This is a genomic window from Phaeobacter sp. JH20_02 (assembly GCF_048056915.1).
Taxonomy (GTDB): domain Bacteria; phylum Pseudomonadota; class Alphaproteobacteria; order Rhodobacterales; family Rhodobacteraceae; genus Phaeobacter; species Phaeobacter bryozoorum.
Map to the genome: position 1 here is coordinate 261,330 of NZ_JAYMVP010000029.1, position 7,182 is coordinate 268,511.

3 protein-coding genes are annotated in these 7,182 nt (G+C 62.4%); 1 reads left to right on the forward strand and 2 read right to left on the reverse strand.

Annotated features, from left to right (window positions below):
- Nucleotides 1-34 precede the first annotated feature (34 nt).
- A complete protein-coding gene (locus tag VWY34_RS19485; RefSeq protein ID WP_416545325.1) occupies nucleotides 35-3,250 on the forward strand; it encodes a 2Fe-2S iron-sulfur cluster-binding protein in 3,216 nt (1,071 codons plus the stop codon).
- An 86-nt stretch (nucleotides 3,251-3,336) separates the two neighbouring features.
- Here VWY34_RS19485 and VWY34_RS19490 read toward each other — a convergent pair whose 3' ends face one another.
- Nucleotides 3,337-5,913: an HWE histidine kinase domain-containing protein gene (locus VWY34_RS19490; RefSeq protein WP_416545327.1), complete on the reverse strand. Its 2,577-nt coding sequence runs from the start codon at nucleotides 5,911-5,913 to the stop codon at nucleotides 3,337-3,339.
- Nucleotides 5,914-5,994: 81 nt separating this feature from the next.
- Complete coding sequence (locus tag VWY34_RS19495; RefSeq protein WP_416545329.1) at nucleotides 5,995-6,657, reverse strand: hypothetical protein; 663 nt, start codon at nucleotides 6,655-6,657, stop codon at nucleotides 5,995-5,997.
- Nucleotides 6,658-7,182: the final 525 nt, after the last annotated feature.

The following is a 7,182-nucleotide window of genomic DNA, read 5'->3' on the forward strand; positions in this document are numbered from 1 at the left end:
CTGTGGCAGCCCATCCCTGTATCAGGTCCCTGCCATGCCTCTTCGTCTGTTCTCGACCCGCTCACGCCCCATACATCTGGGCCCCTTTCCGATGGAGCGGTTGCAGCCCGGGGTGATGCCGGATCTGACGGCGGTGCCGCCATTTCAACGGCTGAGTTTTGCCCGGCCCGATATGCCTGCCTCTATCGTCAATGCGATGGGCGAATATCAGGCGATGATGGATGCGATCCGCGACGGGCTGGTCAACAAGGCGCAGGCTGACTGCCCGAGCGATCCGCAGGAGCGGGCCGATCATATCAAGGCCTTTGGCTATTTCAGCGATGCGGCGATGGTGGGGATCGGGCCGATGCCTGCCTCTGCCCGGCTGCACGTGCCTTATCGCAACCCCGATATCGACCGTCTGGCCCACGACCTGAAGACCCGCCAGACCAAGACGCTGGCCTCTGGCATCGACATGATCATGGCGGATCTGCGCGATGCGATGGAGGCGCCGCCGACCACCATCGGCGATCACACCCATTCGATTGTGTTCCTGTACGACATGCCGCGCGACCCGCGCCCGGAGGAGGTGGGCTGCGACTGGCTGGAGGGGGCCGAGCGGCACCGCGCCTGTCTGCGGGCCTCAGAGACGGCGGTGGTGCTGGCGAATTACATCCGTCTGCTGGGCTGGGATGCCAAGGCGCATACCGGGACGTCGGCGGATGTGGATCTCAATCAGCTGACCGTTGCGGCGGGGCTTGCGACGGTTGAGGATGGCAAGCTGGTGAACCCCTATCTGGGGACGCGGTTTGGCGTTGCGGTTGTGACCACCGATTTCGACATGGCGCAGGACAAGCCGCTGTTGCCGCAGGATCTGCAACCGGTGATGCAGGTGAAGGGGCCGAAATGGTGGCTGGGGATCGGGTCGGAACGCTCAGCGCTGAATGGTGATCCTTTTGCCCGCCGCGATTTCCGCGATGGCCCGCATCCGTTTGAAACGCTGAAGCGGGTGGAGGATCCCACCACCTATATTGACGAGGCGCGGGTGGCGCGGGTGCCCAAACGCGCCGACATGTTTGCCCGCAGCCAGTTCGGCGATATGGGCAAGACCAATCAGCAGGCCGCAACTGGCGGGTTCTACGTGCGCAAGGCCGCGCCTTCGATGGCGCAGCGGCGGATGCTGGGGGCCTTTGTGCTGTTGCAGGATGGTGCGCCGGCCACGCAGGCACCGCGCCCCACGGATGCGGAGCGCAATGCGGCCAACATCAAGGCGGCGAGCTATTGGCTGGGGATTGATGCGGTGGGGATCAGCCGCTGCCCGGAGTGGACCTGGTACAGCCATGACGCCACCGGCGCCGAGATCCACCCGGAACATGATCAGGCGATTTCGATGATTGTCGATCAGGGCTTTGACACCACCGAGGGCACCTCGGGGGACGACTGGATTGCAGTGGCGCAGTCGATGCGGGCCTATCTGCGGTTTTCGTTGCTGGGCGGTGTGATTGCGCGCCAGATCCGCAACCTTGGCTACAAGGCGAAGGCCCATACGGTGATGGATGGCGAAGTATTGCAACCGCCGCTGCTGCTGTTGTCGGGGCTGGGGGAGGTGAGCCGGATTGGTGAGGTGATCCTGAATCCCTTCCTCGGACCGCGCCTGAAGTCTGGGGTTGTGACCACCGACATGCCGATGGCCCATGACAAGCCAATCGATTTTGGCCTTCAGGCGTTTTGCGAGGCCTGCAACAAATGTGCGCGCGAATGCCCGTCGGGGGCGATCACGGCCGGGCCGAAGCTGATGTTCAATGGCTATGAAATCTGGAAGTCGGACAGTCAGAAATGCACCACCTATCGCATCACCACACCCGGTGGGGCGATGTGCGGGCGGTGTATGAAAACCTGCCCCTGGAATCTGGAGGGGATATTCAAGGAAAAACCCTTCCGCTGGGCGGCGATGAATTTGCCAGCGGCGGCGCCTGCGCTGGCCAAGCTTGACGATATGGTTGGCAATGGCGAGATGAACCCGGCCAAGAAATGGTGGTGGGATCTGGAGCTGGAAGAGGACGGCGGCTATCGCCCGACGCGCCACCCGGTCAATGCGCGCGCGCTGCAAAAGGATCTGGATCTGCGCTATGAGGATCAGACGCTGGCGGTTTACCCCGCGCATCTGGCGCCGCATCCCTGGCCCTATCCGTTTCCTATGGACCGGGAGGCGGGGATCGAGGCCTATCAGGCGATGATCACCGCCGAGGAATACAAGGCCCGGCGCGCCCGCGGCGAGACCGGCGATTGGGATCACATCTATACAAATGACGGCGACAGCCCGGTTCTGCGGGTGGAGGTGTCGAATGTCGAGGTGATGAGCGATGGCGTCACCAAGTACGAGTTCCAGAGCCTCGACGGCAGCCCCTTGCCCGAATGGACGGCGGGGGCGCATCTGGACATCGTGGTGGCACCGGAGTTCCTGCGACAGTATTCCATGTCCGGTGACCCGGCGGATCGGTCGAAATATCAGATCGGGGTGTTGCGCGAGGATGTGGGGCGAGGGGGATCGAAGCTGCTCCATCGGATCTTCACCAAGGGACGGCGGGTCTTTATCTCCAAACCGATCAACCATTTCCCACTGGTGGAGGAGGCCAGCCGCAGTTTCCTGATGGGGGGCGGCATCGGGGTGACGCCGATGATTGCGATGGCGCATCGTCTGCATGCGTTGGGACAGCCGTTTGAGCTGCATTACTCCGTCCCCTCGCGCAAGGATGCAGGCTATCTCGACGATCTTGCAGCGATGCGCTGGGCGGACAATGTGCGGGTGCATGTCTCGGATGAGGGCAGCCGCGCCGATCTGGACCAGCTGCTGGCAGGGTATCAGGACGGCTGGCATGTCTACACCTGCGGGCCGGATCGCTACATGAATGGGGTGATGGAGGCGGCAGAGCGTCAGGGCTTCCCTGAGGAGGCGCGCCATCTTGAGTATTTCTCGGTGCCGGAGGTGCCGGAGTATGAAAACCACGACTTCACGCTGAAGCTGGCGCGCTCGGGGCGTGAGTTGTTGGTGCCTGCGGAGAAAACTGCCACCGATGTGCTGGCGGAGAACGGCATTCATATTGATGTGAAATGTTCCGACGGCATCTGTGGTGTTTGCAAATGCGGGCTGGTTTCAGGCGAGGTGGAACACCGCGATTTCGTGCTGTCCAAGGCGCAGCGCAAGGGCGCGGTGATCCTGTGCCAGTCACGGGCCGCAGAAAAGGGCGGCGTGATTGAGGTGGATCTCTGAGCGCTGCGCGGAGGCGTCAGCCGGCCGCAAATAAAACGGGCCGCGCGTGACATCGCGCGGCCCGTACCGTGCTGGTAGGTCGCGGTTTAGCTATCCCTTGCGGCCTTCATCTCGCCTGCGCGGATCAGGGCCGTGGCCAGCGCGCTTTCGGAGATCGGTTTTTGCACAATCGGGCAGGGCGGGTAGATATCGACGATATCCTGCACCTCGCCATAGCCGGTGGTCAGCACAAAGGGGATGCCCTGCCGGGCCAGCTCCTCGGCCACCGGCACCGATTGTTCGGAGCCGAGATTGACGTCCAGCACCGCATATTCAAAGCCGCCCTCCGCCAGTGCGTCCAGCGCCTTGCCGACGGAGGAGGCGCTGGCGACCTCAAAGAAACCCATATCTTCGAGCATTGCGGTAAGATCCATGGCGATGATGAAACTGTCCTCAACCACCAGCGCCTTGCCCTGAAGCTGCGCGGCCTGTTGGGCCGGATCCACCATGATGGTGATCTCGGCGACGGTTGTCTCATCGACGATCTTGTGCAGGTAGAGGGTGGGAATGCGGAACGATGCCTCAAGACCTGTGGTCTTGTACTGGATCGTGGCATCGCCCTTCAGCTCATGCGGGATGGAATTCTCCACGATCGAGGAGCCAAATCCGCGCCGCGAGGGAGGGGCAACCGGTGGCCCGCCCCGTTCGACCCAGTCGATCAGAAGCGCGCCGCTGTCTTCTTCCTTCAGGGTGATGATGACCCGGCCCACCCTGTTGCTGAGCGCGCCGTGCTTGACTGAGTTTGTGGTCAGCTCATGCAGGACAAGCGCCAGCGTGGTGAACGCCGTCGGCGAGATCAGCGCGTCGGGACCGTTGATCACCACCTCATCAGGACGCCCGGTGGTATAGGCCTCCAGTTCGCAGGTTATAAGGGCGCGCAGAGAGGCGGGCTCCCATTGTTCGCTGGTCAGCTGGTCATGGGCGCGTGCCAGAGAATGGATGCGGCCATCAAGATTGTCGGTAAATTCGGTCAGCGTGCGCGCCGTTCCCTTGGTCTGGGTGACCAGCCCGCGCATCAGGTTGAGGATATTGCGGACCCGGTGGTTGAGTTCGGAGATCAGCAATTGCTGCTGTTCCTCGGCCCGCGCCCGTTCGGCATTGGCGGCCTCGGTCACCTTGAGGAAGATTTCCAGCAGCACGGTGCGCAGCAGATTGGCACTGTGAAGGGCTTCCTCTGCCCAGGGGACACTGCGCCATTCCACGGTTTCCTGCCAGGCCTCAAAGCTCTTGCGCGGGGTAAGGCGCACGCCATTGGGGCCGACCTCCATCGGTTTGGTCGGATCCCCCGCCCATTCCACGGTCTGCGAGATCTTGCGCCGACACAGGATCAGATAGTCGCGCGGGCGTTTGGAGATCGGGATCGCCAGAATGCCTGCGCAGCGGTCGATGTAGTCGCGTGCGGGTTCGTGAAGGCTCTCCAGCTGGTTGGTGGAAAAGGCGGTGGTGCCGATGGTCAGATCCAGCATCCGCGCCAGCGACCGGGTTTCCTCGGCGGTCGGGGTGAGGCCGGTGGCCTGGAAGTCGCCATCTGAGTAGAGCACCAGCCCGTCATGCGGGATCACGTCCTGAATATCCTCGGACACCGATATCAGGCTGTCCTTGAACGGGCGGCCATCCGCCAGCATCGCCATCAGCTGCGTTTGCAGCCGGTTCATGTTCTTTTCTTCGCGGCTGCGCTGCTTGGTCTCGAACTGGCTCAGCTCATAGGAGAAGACATGGGCAAACATCTCGATCGCGGTGCGGCGCTCATAATCAATGTAGCGCGGGCGATTGTGGTGGCAGGCAAACAGCCCCCAAAGCTCGCCATCCTTCATGATCGACACCGACATCGAGGCACGCACGCCCATGTTGCGCAGATATTCCAGATGGATCGGCGACACGGCGCGCGTCACCGCCAGCGACAGGTCCAGCGGGGCGCCGTCGATCTTGAAGGCAGGGGTGATCGGTGATCCGGCATCATCCACATCCGCAATCAGCCGCAGCAGCGAGCGTTTGTAGAGCGCGCGTGCCTGAACCGGGATATCGGAGGCGGGAAAGAACATGTTTTCGTATTTCTTGGTCCGGTCGCTGCGCACCTCGGCAATGACCTGGCCGGACTGATCGGGCTGGAACTGATAGACCATCACGCTGTCGAAACCGGAAAGCGCCTGCAGCCCCCGTGCCGCCCCCTGCGCCAGTCGGGCGATGCCCTCATCGCGGCGCAGCTGCGAGAAATGCGGATAGATCTCCGACATCACATCGCGCTCGCTGCGGTCGAACTTCGGTTCGAACTCCACCACCAGATGGCGCCCGCTCTGATGGATGCTGATATCAAAGGCCTGAACGCCGGTCTTCAGCGGGATGTTGAAAAAGCGCAGGCTGCTGTCCGGGGCTTCCAAGGCGCCCAGATTGCGGCGAATGCGGCTGAAGGCCGCCTCGGTGATCAGCCCTGCCAGCGACTGGCCGATGGCCTCCTCAGCCGCGATGCCCAGGATTTCCTGCAGGTTCTCCGAAGCATGCTGCACGATCCAATCGGTCGATAAGGCGATCAGCCCGCCATAGGATTGCACCCGGCCCAGTTGATGAATGGGTTCGCGATCGCAGTTGGTCAGGGTCGTGGTGGAAACGGTTTGTTCCAAAGCCATTATACAGGCCCTTTTTATTGGGATGTTATCAATATCATGCGCGCTGTCCGATCCGCGCAGTCTTCTCAGCAGTCTTATATATCAAGCGGGTAATTCAATCGGCGTGGTGCCGAACGGTGTAAGCCGGGCGGCGGTCTGGAAAAGGTCAAACCCCTTGCGGGTATCCGCCACGATCCGATGCGCCAGCGCGCCATCGGGGGGGAGGTGATCCAGATCATCGCATGTTGCCCGCCATGGCACCAGATGGTCGCGCGGTCTGAAATAGTCAGGCAGCTCCCCCGGTCCTGCGGCATCGCTCAGGCGGCGGCGCAGCACCTCATTGCCCATGCGCGAGCCAAGCACCAGATAGTCGACGGCTGTGGGGTGCAGCTCTGGCGTATCCGCTGCAATGACGGCCGGCTGTCGCCCGATGGCGGCGCAATCCGCGCGCAGGGCATCGATCAGCGCTGCCAGCAGCGGGCTGGCGCGACCGGTCTGGCCGCCGCTGGTCCGCGATAGCGCGCAGAGCGCAGTATGCTGACAGCTGAGAAACCAGGCGAGATGGGGCAGGGGGCTTTCGTGAAACGGGGCAAAGGCCCGCTCTGCCGCGTCATGTTCCACACGGGTGATCCGGCGCAGCATGTGGCGGAAACCGTCATTCGTCGCACGCGCTCCGTCTTGGCCGGGGGCAGGTGCCGGGGGGGCTGCTGACGCAAGGCTCTCCGCCGCTCGCTGCGCCGACTGGGGTTGGGGAAGGTCTCTCATCGTCTCTTGTCGTGGTTCCGCGATTGCGCTGTTGTTTCCGTGGCAGCCCAGGCATCAGCGGGCCCGGGCTGGTCGTGCCTTCCATCGCAGTCGGCGGGCGGTGAGGAGGACATTGAGCCGTGTTCTGACCGATGCCGCCCCGCCCCGGCTGCGGCTCCACCAAAGCCTATGATGGTGCGACGACACAAGCCATAGTCTTTATAGTGACCTCGCGGCGCGGGTCGATTTTGCGAGCCGGGGGCCGCGGCGTGGACTTTTTACGCTGAGAGTCCCGTGCTCGGGGCGCGTGACGCGCTGAGACACCGAGTCGGATGAGCGCGAGTCGGCAGGCGTTTAGTGGTCCCGGGCGTGCGTACCTCTATATATAGATTTGAGCAGGGGGATCTTTGGTGATCGCACCTGCGGTTGCGGGCAGAATGGATCAAGGAAGCTGGGTTAATCTGTCGAATATGGATGTGTAACAGTCTGATATTGCTTGATAATATGACTTTTTGCCGGAAACTTCATGAAAATGTCAAAAAACCG